A 16,993-nucleotide genomic window follows, 5' to 3' on the forward strand; every position below is an offset into this window, starting at 1 on the left:
GGCGTGAGCCGGCACCGCCGGCCGGCGCGGTGGCACCGGCGCCAGGCGGGTGTACGGGGAGCCGAGGGGCGGACGGGGATCCGGCTCGCCCCGGTTCGGCCAGTACGACATCGCGCGTTCCGCCTGGGCGGTGATGGTCAGCGACGGGTTCACCCCGAGGTTGGCCGAGACCGCCGCCCCGTCCACCACGTGCAGCCCGGGATGGCCGTAGACGCGGTGCCAGGGATCGATCACCCCGTCGGCCGGGGTGGCGCCGATCACCGCCCCGCCGAGGATGTGCGCGGTCATCGGGATGTTGAACGGCTCGGTGAGCGCGCCGCCCGGCGTACCGCCGATCTCCTCGGCGAGCAGCCGCACGGCCTGGTTGCCGGCCGGGATCCAGGTCGGGTTGGCCGCCCCGGGGCCGGGGCCGGAGACCAGCCGCCGGCCGAGCGGGCCGCGCCGCAGCCGGGTGGTCAGCGAGTTGTCCACCGACTGCATGACCAGGGCGATCACCGTACGCTCCGACCAGCCGCGCACGGAGAGCATCCGGGCCGCCAGCCCCGGCTGCCGGAGGATGCCGCCCAGCCAGCGGCGGACCCGGCGCGGGCCGCCGTCGACCAGCAGCGACTGGAGCAGCCCCATCGCGTTGGAGCCGCGCCCGTAGCGCACCGGTTCGATGTGCGTCTGCGGGTCGGGGTGGAACGAGCTGGTGATGGCCACCCCCTCCGTGAAGTCCATCCGCTCGGCCCGGGCACGCTGGCGGGACACCGAGGCGCCGAGGATCGCCTCGGAGTTGGTCCGGGTCAGCTCGCCGAGGCGGGACGACAGCCCGGGCAGCGCCCCGACCGCCTTCATCTCGTGCAGCAGGCGCTGGGTGCCCAGCGCGCCGGCGGCGAACACCACCTGGTCGGCGTGGATCACCTGGCGCCGCCTGCGCAGCCAGGCGCCGGTGCGGGCGGTGTGCACCGCGTACCCGCCGCCGCTGGCGGGCCGGACGGCAGTGACCGTGGTCAGCGGGTGGACCTCGACGCCAAGCCGCTCGGCCAGCCAGAGGTAGTTCTTCACCAGGGTGTTCTTCGCCCCGTGCCGGCAGCCGGTCATGCACGAGCCGCAGTGCGTGCAGCCGGTGCGCTCCGGGCCAGCGCCGCCGAAGTAGGGGTCGGCCTCCCGCTGGCCGGGTCGGCCGATGTGCACCCCGACCGGGGTGGCGTGGAAGGTGTGTCCCACCCCCATCCGCTCGGCCACCGCCCGCATCGCCCGGTCCGCGCCCGTGACGACCGGGTACGTGGTGACGCCGAGCGACCGCTTCGCCTGGTCGAAGTGGCGGGCCAGCTCGTCGCGCCAGTCGGTGACGTCCCGCCACTGCGGGTCGGCGTAGAAGGCGTCCAGCGGCTCGTAGAGGGTGTTCGCGTAGACGAGCGAGCCGCCACCCACCCCGGCCCCGGAGAGCACCAGCACGCCGCCGCCGGCCTTCCGGTCCGCCGCGCGCAGCAGGGTGATCCGCTGCAGGCCGTAGCAACCGAGTCTCGGCGCCCAGAGGAAGCGCCGGACCCGCCACGAGGTCTGCGGGAACTCGTCGTCGGCGAAGCGGCGTCCGGCCTCCAGCACCCCGACGGAATAGCCCTTCTCAGCCAGCCGCAGCGCCGTGACGCTGCCGCCGAAGCCGGACCCGATGACAACCACGTCGTAGCGCATGACCGCATCATTACCGGTCGGTAGCTATCGCGCCAGGGGCGGTTTTCGCGCGATCATGCAACATCCACCGACCCGGGACGCGCCGGCCGCAACCTGGGCACCCCGTCGGAGCGTTGAGTCAGTACGGGAAGGGGTCACCGAATGGTCCTCGGGTCGGGAGCACCGCGCCGACGGTGGCTGCTGGGGCTGGTCGTCCTCGCCGTGATCGGGCTGCTGGGTGCGGGCGCGGTGGCGGTCGGCCGGGCGGTCTCCGACCGGGGCGCCGACCGCGGCCGGGCTCCGGTGGCCACGGCGAGCGGCCCGGCGACACCCACGCCCGCGCCCGGTCCGACCACCCCCACCGGTCCGCCACCGGGGGCGGACATCACCGGCCCGCTCAACCTGCTGCTGGTCGGGGTGGACACCCGGGTCAGCGCGCCCGGCTGGGAGCCGCACGCCGACGCCGTGCTCGTGCTGCACGTACCGCGCGGGCTCGACCGGGCATACCTCTTCTCGCTCCCGCGCGACCTGCTGGTGGACATCCCGGCCTTCCCCCGGGCCGGCTACGCCGGCGGCAGGACCAAGCTCACCCACGCGATGAGCTACGGCAGCCGGGTGCCGGGAAAGCCGAAGGAGCCGAGCGCCGCCCAGGGGTACGACCTGCTGCGCAGCACGGTCAGCGGCTACACCGGGCTGCGGATCGACGCCGGCGCGGTGCTCACCTTCGCCGGCTTCGACAAGCTGGTGGACAGCCTCGGCGGGGTGGACATCTACGTCGACCAGAAGGTCACCTCACTGCACCGGCGCCCGGACGGAAAGCACCGGGACCCGGCGCCCGGCGGCTACACCGGACCGCAGATGGTCTACGAGAAGGGCCAGCGGCACCTCAACGGCTGGCAGGCCCTGGACTACGCCCGCCAGCGCTACATCGACGGTGGCGACTACGCCCGCCAGCGCCACCAGCAGCAGCTCGTCCGGGCCCTGGTCCGCAAGATCCTCGACGAGAACCTGGCCCGGCAGCCGGAGCGGGTCCAGCAGGTGGTGGACGCGCTCGGCGACACGTTGGTCTACGCGGGCGGGCCACGGATCGTCGACATCGCGTACGCCCTGGGCGGGCTCCCGGCGGACCGCCTCGTCCTGGTCGGCCTCCCCGGTTCGGGCGTCGGCAGGGGCACCGCGTACCGGGGCGAGCAGCTCAAGGCAGTCGGCCGGGAGTTCCTCACCGAGCTGCGCGCCGGCCGGGCGGATGCCTACCTCGCCGCCCATCCGGAGCTGCGGATCAGGAGCTGACCGGTCAGCGCGGCTCGGGGCGGGCGGGCCGCTCGGTGCCGTACAGCCAGGCGTCGAAGAGCTCGTCGAGCTGCTCGCCGGAGACCCGCTCGGCCAGGGCGACGAACTCGGCGGTGGTGGCGTTGCCGTCGCGCTTGCGCGCCGCCCAGGTCTTCAGGATCTCGAAGAACGCCTTGTCGCCAACGGTCACCCGCAGCGCGTGCACGGTCATCCCGCCCCGCTGGTAGACCGACTCGCTGAACAGGTTCGCCACCCCCGGCTTGCCGGGCGGGGTCCGCCAGACCCCGCTGGGTGAGCCGGCGTACCGGGTGTCGAACGCCTGCTGGGCGGTCCGCCGGCCGTCGTGCTCGGCCCACAGCCACTCCGCGTACGTGGCCAGCCCCTCGTTGAGCCAGATGTCCTGCCACTTCGTCAACGCCACGCTGTTGCCGAACCACTGGTGCGCCAACTCGTGCGCGACCACCCCGGTGTTCTCGCCCTGCCGGAAGAACCCGGCCGAGTAGACCGGCCGGCTCTGCGTCTCCAGCGCGTACCGGATCCGGTCGTCGGAGATCACCACCCCGCCGTACGACTCGAACGGGTACGGGCCGAAGACGCTCTCCAGGTAGTCCGCCACCCTCACGGTGTCGGCGATCGACCGGTCCGCCGCGCCCACCGGCAGTTCGGTGGTGACCGCGTGGAACACCGGCCGTCCCTTGTGCTCGCCCCGGGTGAGCCGGAACTTCCCGATCACCACCATGCTCAGGTAGCTGGCCATCGGGCTGCGCTCGGCCCACGTCCAGGTCGTCCAGCCGTCGGCGCTGGTCTTCCCCGCCGGTACGCCGTTGCTGACCGCGGTCAAACCGTCCGGGACGGTGATCTCGACGTCGTAGGTGGCCTTGTCGGAGGGGTGGTCGTTGACCGGGAACCAGGTGCTCGCCGACTCCGGCTGGCCGAGCGCGACCGCCCCGTCGTCGGTGTGCAGGAACCCGCCCAGGCCGAGCACCTCGTTGCGCAGCGGCTCCGGCTCGCCGCCGTACGCGATCTCCGCCACGAAGCCGTTGCCGGCGATCAGGTTGCTGGCCGGAGTGATCACCAGCTCGTCACCCTTGCGGGTGTGTTTGGCCGGGGCGCCGTCCACGGTGACCAAGCGGACGGTCAGGCCGGCGAGGTCCAGGTTGAACGCGGACAGATCGGTGGTGGCGGCGGCCCGCACGGTGGTGGTGCCGCTGAGCCGGTCCGTTGCCGGGTCGTAGCGGACCTTCACGGTGTACTGCCCGACGTCGTAGCCGCCGTTGCCGTACGTCGGGAAGTACTCGTCGCCCGCGCCGGCCGCCCCCGGCTTGAACGTGCGGGGGGCCGGCGACGCGGTGGTCGACGTCGGGCCCGGCTCCGGGGCCGAACCGCACCCGCTCAGCCCGAGCGCCCCGGTCAGCAGCAGCCCGATACCCGCGCGCCCAACCCGCCGCCACAGCGTCATCGCCTCGTCCCTCCCCTGCGCCGCCGGCTGCCCCGCCGGCGGCCCTCTGCGGACCCGCGGCAGGCCGGTCCGGCGGCAGCCTACCGAGCGCCGCCGGGAACCGCGTCAGGGCAGGGCGGGAGCCGTCCCGCCGACGAGCCATGCGTCCAGGAGCGGGCGCAGGGACCTTCCGGAGACCCGTTCGGCCAGCGCCACCAGATCCTCGGTGGTGGCGTTGCCGCCCCGCCGCTCCGCCGTCCAGGTCCGCAGGATGCGGAAGAACGTGTCGTCGCCCACCGTGCGGCGCAGCGCGTGCACCGCGAGCGCGCCGCGCTTGTAGACGGCCGTGCCGAACAGGTGCGACCGTCCCGGGTCGACCGACGGCCGGGACCAGTCGGTGGCGGCGTACTCCAGCTCGAAGGAGCGCTGTGCGGTACGGCCGCCGTCGTGCTCCTCCCACAGCCACTCGGCGTAGCTGGCGAAGCCCTCGTTGAGCCAGATGTCGCTCCACCGGCTCAGCGCCACGCTGTTGCCGAACCACTGGTGGGCCAGCTCGTGGGTGACCACGCCGTAGTTGGGGCGGCCGCCCCGGAAGAAGCCGGGCCCGTAGACCGGTCGCGACTGGGTCTCCAAGGCGTACCCGAGGCGGCTGTCGGTGACCACGATGCCGCCGTACGAGTCGAACGGGTACGGCCCGAAGCGGCTGGCCAGGAAATCCGCGATCTCGCCGGTACGGGCCAGCGACAGCGCCTCCGGACCGGTCGCCGGCAGGCTCGCCGGCACCGCCGTGACGATCGGCCGGCCGGCGTGCGTGCCGGTCTCCACCCGGTAGTCGCCGACCACCAGTGTGGTGAGGTAGCTCGCCATCGGCGCCTTCTCGGCCCAACGCCAGGTGGTCCAGCCCCCGGCGCTGGTCCTCCCGCCGGGCACCCCGTTGCTCAGCGCGGCGAGCCCGTCCGGGACGGTCACCTCGATGTCGTAGGTGGCCTTGTCGGACGGGTGGTCGTTGACCGGGAACCAGGTGGCCGCCGAGTACGGCTGGCCGAGCGCGACCGCCCCGTCGTCGGTGTGCAGGAACCCGCCGCTGCCCAGCTGACCGTCGGGCTTCGCGGTGGGCACGCCGGCGTACTCCACCTCGACGGTGAACCGGCTGCCGCGACGCAGCCCGTCGCGTGGGGTGACCACCAGTTCGTCGCCGTCGCGCTCGTGCCGGGCGGGAGCGCCGTCGACGCGCACCGCGGCCACGTCCAGCCCGACGAGGTCCAGGTTGAACCGGGACAGCGGGGTGGTGGCGGTGGCGGTGACGGCGGCCCGGCCGGTGAGCCGGTCGGTCGGCGGGTCGTAGCGCACCGCGAGCCGGTAGTGCGCCACGTCGTAGCCACCGTTGCCGGCCCCGGGGACGTACGGGTCACCGAGGTCGGCGGCGCCCGGCCGGAAGCCGTCGCCGTCCTCGTCCCCGAGGCTGATGCAGCCGGTGACCACCAGCGCAGCCGCGACGGCGACGGCGAGGGCCGGGCGGAACCGGGCGGAATGACGACGCACCGGCCGAGCCTATCGGCGCGACCGGAGCGTGCGGTGCATCTTTGGCCGGTCAGCGGTCCAGGACCAGGCCGACCTTCTGGAACTCCTTGAGGTCGCGGTAGCCGCACTTGGCCATCGCCCGGCGCAGCCCACCGAAGAGGTTGAGCTGGCCGTCCGGCTCGTCGGCCGGGCCGAAGAGCAGGCGCTCCATCGAGCCGAGCGGCTCACCGGCCACCTCGAACGCGCCCCGGGGCAGCGATGGGTGGCTGGCGGCGGAGTGCCACCAGGCACCGCCGGCCGGCGCCTCCGCGCAGAGCGACAGCGGCTCGCCGAGCATCACCGCGTCCGCGCCGCAGCCCAGGGCCTTGGCGACGTCACCCGAGGTCTGGATGTCGCCGTCGGCGATCAGGTGCACGTACCGACCGCCGGTCTCGTCGAGGTAGTCCCGGCGGGCCGCCGCCGCGTCGGCGATCGCGGTCGCCATCGGCACCCGGATGCCGAGCACCGACTCCGTGGTGGACCACTGGTCGCCACCGATGCCGACGATCACGCCGGCCGCGCCGGTGCGCATGAGGTGCAGCGCGGTCTTGTAGTCCGTGCAGCCGCCGACGACGACGGGCAGGTCGAGGTCGGCGATGAACTCCTTGAGGTTGAGCGGCTCGTCGGTGGTCGAGACGTGCTCGGCGGAGACGATGGTGCCCTGGATGACCAGGATGTCCACGCCCGCGTCGAGGATCACCGGGGCCAACGCCAGGGTGTGCTGCGGGGAGACCCGCACCGCCACCGTGCCGCCGCCGGCACGCAGCTCGCGCACCCGCTCGGCGATCAGGTCCGGCCGGATCGGCTCGGCGTACACCTCCTGGAGCCGCTTGGTGGCGCGGGCCTCCTCGTCGAGGGTGGCCAACTCCTCCAACACCTTGGTCGGGTTCTCGTAGCGGGTCCACAGGCCCTCGACGTTGAGCACGCCGAGACCGCCGAGCTGCCCGAGCCGGACCGCCGAGGCCGGGCTCATCGTCGCGTCGGAGGGGTGCCCGACGCAGGGGATGCCGAACGGGTACGCGTCGAGCTGCCAGGCGGTGGAGACGTCGTCGACGTCCCGGGTCCGGCGGCTCGGCACGATGGCGATGTCGTCCAGGTGGTAACCGCGCTGCGCGGTCTTGCCCAGTCCGATCTCGACCACATCACGCATGGGGGCTCCAGGTGCTCGGGGGATGGTCAGCGGGTGTGGTAGTTCGGCGCCTCGACGGTCATCTGGATGTCGTGCGGGTGGCTCTCCTTGAGCCCGGCCGCGGTGATCCGGATGAGCTGGCCGCGCTGGTGCAGCTCGGGGATGCTCTCCGCGCCGGCGTACCCCATCGCCAGCCGCAGCCCGCCGATGAGTTGGTGGGCGACCGCGGAGAGCGGGCCCCGGTAGGGCACCTGACCCTCGACGCCCTCCGGAACCAGCTTCTCGTCGCTGGTCACGTCCTGCTGGAAGTAGCGGTCCTTCGAGTACGACTTGGCCTGGCCGCGGGACTGCATCGCGCCGAGCGAGCCCATCCCCCGGTACGCCTTGTACTGCTTGCCGTTGATGAAGATCAGCTCGCCGGGGCTCTCCTCGCAGCCGGCCAGCAGGCTGCCCAGCATCACCGTGTCGGCGCCGGCGACCAGCGCCTTGGCGATGTCGCCGGAGTACTGGATGCCGCCGTCGCCGATCACCGGCACGCCGGCCGGGCGGGCCGCCCGGGCGGCCTCCATGATCGCGGTGATCTGCGGGACGCCGACCCCGGCGACGATCCGGGTGGTGCAGATCGCACCCGGCCCGACCCCGACCTTGATCCCGTCGACGCCGGCCTCGACCAGCGCCTTGGCGCCGGCGTACGTGGCGATGTTGCCGCCGACGATGTCGACGGTGACGTCCCTCTTGAGCCGGCGCACCATGTCCAGCACCGCCCGCTGGTGGCCGTGCGCGGTGTCCACGATGAGCGCGTCGACGCCCGCGTCGACCAGCGCCCGGGCCCGCTTGTACGCGTCGTCGCCCACCCCGACGGCCGCGGCGACCCGCAGCCGCCCGGCGGAGTCCTTGGTGGCGTTCGGGTACTGCTCGCTCTTGGTGAAGTCCTTCACGGTGATCAGCCCGCGCAGCCGGCCCGAGTCGTCGACGATCGGCAGCTTCTCCACCTTGTGCCGGCGCAGCAGGCCCAGCGCGTCGTCCTTGCTCACCCCAACCGGGGCGGTGACCAGCGGGGCGCGGGTCATGATCTCACGGACCGGGGTGGTCGGGTCGGAGACGAAACGCATGTCACGGTTGGTGACGATGCCCACGAGCTGGCCGTCGCCGTCCACCACCGGCACGCCGGAGATGCGGTACCGCCCGCAGAGCGCGTCGACGTCGCGCAGCGTGTCGTCCGGGCTGGCGGTGACCGGGTTGGTGATCATGCCCGACTCGGAGCGCTTGACCAGGTCGACCTGGAGCGCCTGGTCCTCCAGGGAGAGGTTGCGGTGCAGCACACCGATACCGCCCTGGCGGGCCATCGCGATCGCCATCCGCGCCTCGGTCACCGTGTCCATCGCGCTGGAGAGCAGCGGCACGCTGAGATTGATGTTGCGGGTCAGCTTCGTCACGGTGTTGACCCGACTGGGCACCACGTCCGACTCGCCCGGCTGGAGCAGGACGTCGTCGAAGGTCAGCCCGAGCGGTACCACCCGGGCCGAGCCGGCGGGCAGCTCGGGCAGGTGGCCGCCCAGCTCGCCACTGTCGGCGCCGGCCGGACGATCGGTGCTGGGCGAAATTTCCACGATTGCTCCCCTGAGCTGCTCGGACGGGCTTCAGCGAGGTGGCGCGGCGGGCACCGGCGCGCGCGCCTGGTGACGGCGCGTCGCCCCATCGTACCCAGTGACCCGCTCCGCCCCCGCCGGTGGCGGGCCAGGTCACCAGCGGCCCGGGGGCGGGCATCGGCGGGACGTTGGGTCTACGGTGAGGGGGTGCACGACGAGCCCATCGACCCGTTCAACGGCGACCCGGCCGATCCGGCAGCGGGCCTGCACGATCCCGGCGACGACGCCGCGCTCGACCCGCTGACCGACGTCGAGCGGCAGGACGTGCTGGAGGACCTCGCCGACCTGGAGATCTACCAGGCGCTGCTGGCGCCGATCGGGGTCCGCGGGTTGGTGATCGAGTGCGAGGACTGCCGGGAGCCGCACTACTTCGACTGGGACCTGCTCCGCGGCAACCTGCGCCACCTGCTCAGCTCCGGGCGCCCGCGGGTGCACGAGCCGGCCTACGACCCCGACCCGGACCGCTACGTCACCTGGGACTACGCGCGGGGGTACGCCGACGGGGTGCACGACACGCTGACCGAGGGCACCGACGAGGAGTCCGGCACCGAAAGCTGAGGCCGGCCCGACCGGTCCGGACGACCGGGCCCGCCCCCGCTCCGCCGCCGTCCGGCCGGCGCTGGGCGGCGGCGCGTCGCGGGCAGGGTTCAGGCGACCAGACCGGCCCGACGGCGCTGGGCAGCGGCGCGGGCGGTTCAGGCGACCAGACCGGCCCGGAAGCCGGCGGCCACCGCGTGTGCGCGGTCCCGCGCGCCGAGCTTGCGGAACAGCCGTCGGGCGTGCGTCTTGACGGTGTCCTCGGAGACGAACAGCTCCCGGCCGATCTCGGCGTTGCTCTTGCCCTCGGCCATGCCGAGCAGCACCTGAAGCTCCCGCTCGGTCAGGCCGACCGGGGATCGGCCGGCGCGTGCGCCGGGGCTGGCCCGCTCGCCGTCCGGCCCGGGCTCCTCCGGCTCGGCCGGGTCGTCACCGCGCTGCACGGGCACCACCGCCGGTGCGCCGCCCGCGCCCTCGGCCGCGGGGGTCGGCCAGCCGGGACCCGGATCGGCCGGCGGTCGGCCGGCCGGCGTGGGGCGTGCCTGCCCGCCGACCGCCGCCGCGTCCCGGGCCGGGTCGGTGATCCGGTGCCGGGCGGTCCGCCCGGGCGCGGCGAGCAGCAGCAGGGCTTTCGCCACCGCGCTGGTCAGATCGTGGTCGACGCCCTGGATCAGGCCACGGGCGCCGGCGCTGATGGTGGCGGCGGCGGCCTCCGACTCCTCGATGCCGAGCAGCAGCACGGCGGCCTGCGGCGCGCGGGCGAGCACCCGGCGGACGAAGCCGGGGCTGTCCGGCCGGGTCAGCGCCGTGTCGGCGAGCACCACGTCGGCCGGGCGCTCGGCCAGCCGCAGCATCACTTCGGGATCGGAGACGGCGGTACGCACGACCCCGGACAGCCCGAGCCGCGCTGCCGCGGAGGTCAGGTGCTGGGCCGCGAGCGGCGTCCGAACGCACACGAGAACCGTACGCACAGGTGCTCTCCTCTCCGCTCACGAGCAGACCATGACCGGGTCGGGTCGCGAGGAGGTTCCCGGCAATCCTCCGAACTTTTCCGACAAGTGGGGCATATGCCGCTACTTGTCCGAGGTTTTCGATCACGGACGTGTGAGTCGACACGTACCCGGGTACCGGGACGCCAGGCCGGATACGGCGCGCCTGCGCGGACCGCCGCCCGGACGCCGGTTCACACGGATCTCCGCGGTACCGCGCGGGAGGAGGGGTGCTGATGTCGAACGTACGCAGACTGCCCGGACCGATCGTCGACCTCTGGGACTGGCAGCGGCTCGGTGCCTGCCGGGGGCGCGACAGCGCCCAGTTCTTCCACCCGGACGGGGAGCGAGGCTCGTCCCGGCTGCGCCGCGAGTCCGGCGCCAAGGCCGTCTGCCGCACCTGCCCGGTGCGCGCCGAGTGCGCCACGCACGCGCTCTCCGTCCGCGAGCCGTACGGCGTGTGGGGCGGCTTCAGCGAGTCCGAGCGGCTACGACTGCTCGCCGTGGGCTGGGAGGACCTGGCCGACCGCCGGAAGACCCGGGTCGACGTCGCCCGGCTGGAGGCCCGCCTGGGCCGGCCGCACAAGTCGACCGTCCCCGCCCAGCGCAGGATCGCCTGAGCTCAGCCCGTCCGCCGACGCCGCGCCCCGGACCGGGCGCGGCGTCGTCGCGCGTCCCCGGATCCGCCGGGCCTCCCGGCACCCGACTGCCGGCCCGGCGATCAGGCCGGCGATCGGGCCGGCCGCCCGGCCGACGAGGGCGGGTACCCGCGCAGGTCAGCGGACGGTGACCCTGACGGTGTGCCAGCCGGTGGCGCCGTCCGGCGCGACCGCCTGCCGCCGCCCGGTCTGGGTCTCGCCGGTGGCGTCGGTGGCGCGCACCTGGAGGGTGTGCTCGCCCGGCGTGGCGTCCCACCGCCACGACCACTGGACCCAGGTGTCCACCGAGACCGTGGCGGCCAGCTCGGCCTGCTGCCAGGGCCCCTCGTCGACGCGCACCTCGACGGCGCGGATGCCCCGGTGCTGTGCCCAGGCCACCCCGGCCACGGTGATCCGGCCGGCGGTCAGCCGGTTGCGGGGGCGGGGCGTGTCGATCCGCGACTGCGTCTTGACCGGCCCCTGCGCCGACCAGCCCCGCGGCACCCAGTACGCGTCGAAGTCGGCGAAGCTGCTCAGCTCCAGCTCGGTCACCCACTTGCAGGCCGACACGTAGCCGTACAGCCCGGGCACCACCATGCGGGCGGGGAAGCCGTGCTCGACCGGCAACGGCTCGCCGTTCATCCCCACCGCCAGCAGCGCGTCCCGCCCGTCGCGCAGCACCGCCGTGGGGGTGCCACAGGTCCAGCCGTCCACCGAGCGCCCCACCACCTGGTCGGCGCCCTCCAGCGGGTCGGCCTCGTCGAGCAGTTCCCGGATCGGCACGCCCAGCCACCTCGCGTTGCCGATCAGGTCGCCGCCGACCTCGTTCGAGACGCAGGCCAGCGTGACGTACCGCTCGACCATCGGCCGGGCGAGCAGGTCGGCGAAGCTCAGCGTCATCGGGTTGCGTACCCGGCCGTGGATGCGCAGCCGCCAGGTCGCCGGGTCCACCTGCGGCACGACCAGGGCGGTGTCGATCCGGTAGAAGCCGAGGTTCGGGGTGACGTAGGGCGCGAGCTGGGTCAGCGACAGGTCGGCCCCGGCCGGCACCGCCGGCGCGGCCGACACCGGGGCGGGCAGCCGCACCGCCTCCCGGGCCGCCGACACGCCCCGGCGGCCGGCCAGCCAGCGCCCGCCGAGCCCGGCCACGCCGGCCGCGCCGAGCAGCATCCCGGCCCCGGTCAGGAACCGCCGTCGCGACTCCGGGTCGGTGCGTTCCAACGGCTCCCACCCGGGCGGCGGTGCGGACGGGACCACCGCGCCGCCCGCCCCGGCGCGGGCCATCGGCGCCGGGTGGGCCGCCGGCTTCCGGTCGGCCTCCGGACCGGCTGCCGGCTCATGGTCGGCCCCCGGCCGGGCGTCGGGCGCCGACCCGAAGCCGGGCGCCGGTCCCGAGCTGGCCACCGGTCCGGGGCCGGCCGGGGCCGACGAGGTGAGCAGGGGTGCCGGCGGCGACCAGGGCCAGGGGTCGAGTTCCAGCGGGCCGGCGACGAACGCCCAGAGCACCAGCGCGCCGGCCCCGCCGCCGAGCAGCGACGGCAGGGCGTCGGTGGCGTCCGCGCCGGCCCGGGTCAGCGCCGCCGCCACCCCGAGCGCGGCGAAGGCGGCCACGCCGGCCAGACCGACCCCGAGCCGGCGCACCGAAACCACCCCGAGCAGCGCGGCGAGCGCGCCCAGCAGCAGCGCCGTCCCCACCAGCAGAGCGATCTTGTCGTATGTGCCGAAGAGCGCGATGCCGAACTGCTTGAGCGGCTCGGGCACGGTGTCGACGACGAGCCCGCCGACCGCGACCAGTGGTGCCGAGCGGGGGCCGGTCAGCACCGCCACCAGTTCGGCGGAGCCGATCGCGACCGCGGCGGCGGTGAACCCGGCCAGCGCGGCGTACCGGCGCGTCGTGGTGCTCATCGGCCCAGTGTTTCCGATCACCCGCTGCGGGCGGTAGCCACGTCAGCGTTCCGTAATCGGGGCCGAAAGGGGCCGGGGCACACCGCCGGTCGGACGGTGTGCCCCGGTGCGGATCGTGCTGCCGGTCAGAAACCCGGGCCGTGCTGGTGGCTGTGGCCGTGGCCGTGCCCGTGGCCACCGGCGGCGGCCGGCTCCGGCTCCTTCGGCTTCTCCACCACGAGGCTCTCGGTGGTGAGCAGCAGGCCGGCGATCGACGCGGCGTTGACGACCGCGCTGCGGGTCACCTTCACCGGATCGACGATGCCGGACTTGACCAGGTCGCCGTACTGGCCGCTGGCGGCGTCGAGGCCGTGGCCCCACTGGCTGCCGACGACCTTCTGCACCACCACGTAGCCGTCGTGGCCGGCGTTCTGGGCGATCCAGCGCAGCGGCTCGACCAGCGCCTTGCGCACGATCGAGACGCCGACCTTCTCGTCCCCGGTGAAGCCGAGGTCGTCGTCGAGCACCGGCAGGATCTGCGCCAGGGCAGCGCCGCCGCCGGGGACCGTACCCTCCTCGACCGCCGCCTTGGTGGCGGCGATGGCGTCCTCGATGCGGTGCTTACGCTCCTTCATCTCGACCTCGGTCGCCGCGCCCACCTTGATGACGGCGATGCCGCCGGAGAGCTTCGCCAGCCGCTCGGCGAGCTTCTCCCGGTCCCACTCGGAGTCCGAGGCCTCGATCTCCTTGCGGATCTGGGCCACCCGGTCAGCGACCTCGCTGGCCTGGCCGCCGCCGTCGACGACGGTGGTGTTCTCCTTGTCGACGACCACGCGGCGGGCGCTACCGAGCACCTCCAGGCCGACCTGGTCGAGCTTGTAGCCCAGCTCCGGGGCGACCAGCTCGGCGCCGGTGAGGATCGCCATGTCCTGCAGCATCGCCTTGCGGCGGTCACCGAATCCGGGGGCCTTGACCGCGCAGACCTTCAGGGTCTTGCGGATCGCGTTGACCACCAGGGTGGACAGCGCCTGGCCCTCGACGTCCTCGGCGATGATCAGAAGCGGCTTGTTGTTCTGGAGGACCTTCTCCAGCAGCGGCAGCAGCTCCTCGATCGCCGAGATCTTCTGCGTGGTGATCAGGATGTACGGGTCCTCCAGGACCGACTCCTGCGCCTCCGCGTCGGTGACGAAGTTCGGCGAGATGAAGCCCTTGTCGAACTGGAGACCCTCGGTCACGTCCAGCTCGGTGGCGAGGGTGGAGCCCTCCTCGACGGTGATGACACCGTCGCGGCCGACCTTCTCCATCGCCTCGGCGATCAGCTCACCGATGGTGGCGTCCTGCGCGGAGATCGTCGCGACGTGCGCGATCGACTCCTTGTCGGAGACCTCGACGGCCTTGGCGAGCAGCGCCTCGGAGACCTTGCCGGCCGCCGCGTCGATGCCGCGCTTGAGGCCGGTCGGGTTGGCGCCGGCCGTCACGTTGCGCAGGCCCTCGCGGACCATGGCCTGGGCCAGCACGGTGGCGGTGGTGGTCCCGTCGCCGGCGACGTCGTTGGTCTTGGTCGCCACCTCCTTGACCAGCTGCGCGCCGAGATTCTCGTACGGGTTGGTGAGCTCGATCTCCTTGGCGATGGTCACGCCGTCGTTGGTGATCGTGGGCACACCGAATTTCTTGTCCAGGACGACGTTGCGCCCGCGCGGGCCGAGGGTGACCTTGACCGCGTCCGCGAGGGCGTTGACACCGTGCTCGAGCAGGTGCCGGGCATCGTCCGAGAAGCTCAGGATCTTCGCCATGAATGTCCCTTCAAAGCGACGTCGCCCCGGCCCGGCGAGCCGGACCGGGGCGACGACACTGATCGGTTGCTTACTTCTCGATGACCGCGAGGACGTCGCGGGCGGAGAGCACGAGGTACTCCTCGCCGGCGTACTTGACCTCGGTGCCGCCGTACTTCGAGTAGATGACGGTGTCGCCGACCTTGACGTCAACCGGGATCCGGTTGCCCTTGTCGTCGATCCGGCCCGGGCCGACAGCGAGGACGGTGCCCTCCTGCGGCTTCTCCTTGGCGGTGTCGGGGATCACGATGCCCGACGCCGTGGTGGTCTCAGCCTCGTTCGCCTGGACCAGGATCCGGTCCTCGAGCGGCTTGATCGCAACCTTGGTCGCGGTAGTCACGGGCATACCCTCCTGGGGTACTGGTTTCGTTGCCGGCCGGCAGGGCCGACCAGCGTCAATCTGCCACATGCCACCGGGCGGGGCCGTCGTCGCGGGTGCCGGTCCGCCTGGCGTTCAACTCCCGGACACCAGGGCCCGGAGGTTGGCACCCTCAGGGTGAGAGTGCTAATCGCAGGTTATTCCTCGGCTAGCACTCCGTCAAGGAGAGTGCCAACCGTCCGGTCCGGCGCGTCGCACCGGGCGCGGACGCCGGCATCCGGCCGCGGCAGGGGGTGGCCGGTCGGCGCGGGGAAAACGACCACCTGCGGCCACCGACAAGGTCGACGAGGGGCCGGAGAGGCCGACCCGGAGAATGGGCGGGTGGACCTCGACCAGCTGGCCGCGCTGCGTACGCCCGAGGGGTCGGCCGCCCTGGACGCGGCCGCCCGGGTGGCCGGCGGCGACCCGCTGGCCGCGGCGGCCGCGCTCCGCTCGGCCGGCGTGCCGGCCGGGCTGGCCGCCGCCGCGCTCACCCAGGCCGAGCTGCGCCGGCGGGCGGTCGGCAAGTTCGGCCCGGCGGCGGCCGGCATGTTCCTCACCCGGGCCGGGCTGGAGCAGGCCACCCGCAATGTGGTCGCCCGCCGCCGCGCCGACCGGTTGCGCGCCGCGGGCGTCGGCACCCTCGCCGACCTGGGCTGCGGCCTGGGCGCCGACGCGCTCGCCGCCGCCCGGGCCGGCATCCGGGTGTACGGGGTGGAGACCGACCCGGTGACCGCGGCGATGGCCGCCGCCAACGCCGAGGCGGCCGGACTCGCCGACCTGTTCACCGTGGAGTGCGGCGACGCCACCGCGTTCGACGTGACCCGGGTGGACGGGGTGTTCTGCGATCCGGCGCGGCGGACGGCCGGCACCGGCCGGCGGATTTTCGATCCGAACGCCTACTCGCCGCCCTGGGACTTCGTCGTCGGGCTGACCCAGCGGGTGCCGTACACCGTGGTGAAGGTGGCTCCGGGGCTGGACCACGCGCTGATCCCAGCGGGCGCCGAGGCGGAGTGGGTCTCCGTGGACGGCGACCTGGTCGAGGCGGCGCTCTGGTGCGGCCGGCTCGCCGAGATCCCGCGGCGCGCCACCGTGCTGCGCGGTGAGGCCACCCATGCGCTGATCGGCTCCGGCGAGGTCGAGGCGGCGGTCGCGCCGGCCCGGCGGTACGTGCACGACCCGGATCCGGCGGTGATCCGGGCGCACCTGGTCGCCGAGCTGGCCGACATCCTCGACGCGACGCTGGCCGATCCGACCATCGCCTACCTCTACACCGACACCCCGGCGGCAACCCCGTTCGCCCGCTGCCTGGAGGTCACCGACGTGTTGCCGTTCTCGCTCAAGCGGCTGCGCGCGCTGCTGCGGGAACGGCGGGTCGGGCGGGTGGAGATCCTCAAGCGCGGCTCCGCGCTGGAACCGGAGCGGCTCCGGCGCGACCTGAAGCTGGCCGGCGACGAGGCGGCGAGCCTGGTGCTGACCCGGGTCGCCGGCGCCCCCACCGTGCTGGTCGGCCGCCCCGTCGGGTGAGGCGGCTCGGCTGGCCCGCACGCCGGAACCGCGGTTAGGTTGTCGGGCATGGCGGGACAGGGCACGCCGGCGACCGCGCTGCTGGCGAAGCGGAAGATCGCGCATCGGGTCCACCCGTACGACGTGTCGCCGGACGCACCGAACTACGGAGGGCTGGTCGCGGCGGCACTCGGCGTACCACCGGAGCGGGTGTTCAAGTCCCTGGTCACCGAGGTGGGCGGCGCGCTCGTGGTGGCGGTGGTGCCGGTGACCGGGGAGCTGGACCTGAAGGCCCTGGCGGCGGCGGTGGGGGGTAAGCGGGCCACCATGGCGGACCGGACGGCGGCCGAACGCGCCACCGGCTACGTCCGGGGCGGGATCAGCCCACTCGGGCAGCGCAAGCGCCTACCCACCGTGCTCGACGTCACGGCGCTGTCCCACCCGACGGTCTACGTCTCCGCCGGCCGCCGCGGCCTCCAGCTGGAACTCGCCCCGCAGGACCTGATCACCCTCACCCAAGCCCACAC

The 16,993-nt window shown here is 73.9% G+C and carries 14 protein-coding genes; 5 read left to right on the forward strand and 9 right to left on the reverse strand.

The window, feature by feature from the left end; genetic code table 11:
• A partial coding sequence (locus C1I99_RS18095; RefSeq protein WP_111135403.1) for an FAD-dependent oxidoreductase occupies positions 1-1,677 on the reverse strand: 1,677 nt, incomplete at its 3' end.
• Between the two features lie 141 nt (positions 1,678-1,818).
• On the opposite strand from C1I99_RS18095, the gene C1I99_RS18100 reads away from it, so the two are divergent.
• Positions 1,819-2,946, forward strand: coding sequence for an LCP family protein (locus C1I99_RS18100; RefSeq protein ID WP_111135404.1), 1,128 nt, complete (start codon positions 1,819-1,821; stop codon positions 2,944-2,946).
• 4 nt (positions 2,947-2,950) lie between these two features.
• Here the strand turns inward: C1I99_RS18100 and C1I99_RS18105 are convergent, their stop codons facing one another.
• The 4 genes from C1I99_RS18105 to guaB form a co-directional block, all read right to left on the reverse strand.
• Positions 2,951-4,405: a M1 family metallopeptidase gene (locus tag C1I99_RS18105; protein WP_111135405.1), complete on the reverse strand. Its 1,455-nt coding sequence runs from the start codon at positions 4,403-4,405 to the stop codon at positions 2,951-2,953.
• A 105-nt stretch (positions 4,406-4,510) separates the two neighbouring features.
• A complete protein-coding gene (locus tag C1I99_RS18110) occupies positions 4,511-5,926 on the reverse strand; it encodes a M1 family metallopeptidase (RefSeq protein WP_111135406.1) in 1,416 nt (471 codons plus the stop codon).
• Positions 5,927-5,975: 49 nt separating this feature from the next.
• Positions 5,976-7,094: a GuaB3 family IMP dehydrogenase-related protein gene (locus C1I99_RS18115; protein WP_111135407.1), complete on the reverse strand. Its 1,119-nt coding sequence runs from the start codon at positions 7,092-7,094 to the stop codon at positions 5,976-5,978.
• A gap of 26 nt (positions 7,095-7,120) precedes the next feature.
• Positions 7,121-8,683, reverse strand: a complete 1,563-nt coding sequence (gene guaB / locus C1I99_RS18120) for an IMP dehydrogenase (RefSeq protein ID WP_111135408.1) — start codon at positions 8,681-8,683, stop codon at positions 7,121-7,123.
• Positions 8,684-8,869: 186 nt separating this feature from the next.
• Here guaB and C1I99_RS18125 point away from each other — a divergent pair, with 186 nt between their 5' ends.
• A complete protein-coding gene (locus tag C1I99_RS18125; protein WP_111135409.1) occupies positions 8,870-9,280 on the forward strand; it encodes a DUF5319 domain-containing protein in 411 nt (136 codons plus the stop codon).
• 137 nt (positions 9,281-9,417) lie between these two features.
• Here C1I99_RS18125 and C1I99_RS18130 read toward each other — a convergent pair whose 3' ends face one another.
• On the reverse strand, positions 9,418-10,230 hold the full coding sequence (locus C1I99_RS18130) for a helix-turn-helix transcriptional regulator (RefSeq protein WP_111135410.1): 813 nt from the start codon (positions 10,228-10,230) through the stop codon (positions 9,418-9,420).
• A gap of 254 nt (positions 10,231-10,484) precedes the next feature.
• On the opposite strand from C1I99_RS18130, the gene C1I99_RS18135 reads away from it, so the two are divergent.
• Positions 10,485-10,868 (forward strand): WhiB family transcriptional regulator, encoded by a 384-nt coding sequence (locus tag C1I99_RS18135; RefSeq protein ID WP_111135415.1) that lies wholly within the window; start codon positions 10,485-10,487, stop codon positions 10,866-10,868.
• Positions 10,869-11,024: 156 nt separating this feature from the next.
• On the opposite strand, the gene C1I99_RS18140 is transcribed toward C1I99_RS18135, so the two are convergent.
• From C1I99_RS18140 to groES, 3 genes are all read right to left on the reverse strand, one after another.
• On the reverse strand, positions 11,025-12,647 hold the full coding sequence (locus C1I99_RS18140; protein WP_438941425.1) for a molybdopterin-dependent oxidoreductase: 1,623 nt from the start codon (positions 12,645-12,647) through the stop codon (positions 11,025-11,027).
• 269 nt (positions 12,648-12,916) lie between these two features.
• Entirely contained in the window at positions 12,917-14,563 is a 1,647-nt protein-coding gene (gene groL / locus C1I99_RS18145) for a chaperonin GroEL (protein WP_111135412.1), read from the reverse strand.
• A 70-nt stretch (positions 14,564-14,633) separates the two neighbouring features.
• On the reverse strand, positions 14,634-14,942 hold the full coding sequence (gene groES, locus C1I99_RS18150; protein WP_497529405.1) for a co-chaperone GroES: 309 nt from the start codon (positions 14,940-14,942) through the stop codon (positions 14,634-14,636).
• Positions 14,943-15,302: 360 nt separating this feature from the next.
• Here groES and C1I99_RS18155 point away from each other — a divergent pair, with 360 nt between their 5' ends.
• The gene (locus C1I99_RS18155; protein WP_111135413.1) at positions 15,303-16,487 is read left to right on the forward strand and encodes a THUMP-like domain-containing protein; all 1,185 of its coding nucleotides are present in this window, start codon (positions 15,303-15,305) and stop codon (positions 16,485-16,487) included.
• 48 nt (positions 16,488-16,535) lie between these two features.
• Positions 16,536-16,993, forward strand: a 458-nt coding sequence (gene ybaK, locus C1I99_RS18160; protein WP_111135414.1) for a Cys-tRNA(Pro) deacylase, incomplete at its 3' end; no start/stop codon positions are given.

The sequence above is a fragment of the Micromonospora deserti genome (assembly GCF_003236335.1).
In the GTDB taxonomy this organism is placed as follows: domain Bacteria; phylum Actinomycetota; class Actinomycetes; order Mycobacteriales; family Micromonosporaceae; genus Micromonospora; species Micromonospora deserti.

Coding starts and splice junctions, on each gene's coding strand:
- groL (WP_111135412.1), bottom strand. CDS start 14,563: ATGGCGAAGATCCTGAGCTTCTCGGACGATGCCCGGCACCTGCTCGAG.
- C1I99_RS18105 (WP_111135405.1), bottom strand. CDS start 4,405: ATGACGCTGTGGCGGCGGGTTGGGCGCGCGGGTATCGGGCTGCTGCTG.
- C1I99_RS18135 (WP_111135415.1), top strand. CDS start 10,485: ATGTCGAACGTACGCAGACTGCCCGGACCGATCGTCGACCTCTGGGAC.
- C1I99_RS18115 (WP_111135407.1), bottom strand. CDS start 7,094: ATGCGTGATGTGGTCGAGATCGGACTGGGCAAGACCGCGCAGCGCGGT.
- C1I99_RS18100 (WP_111135404.1), top strand. CDS start 1,819: ATGGTCCTCGGGTCGGGAGCACCGCGCCGACGGTGGCTGCTGGGGCTG.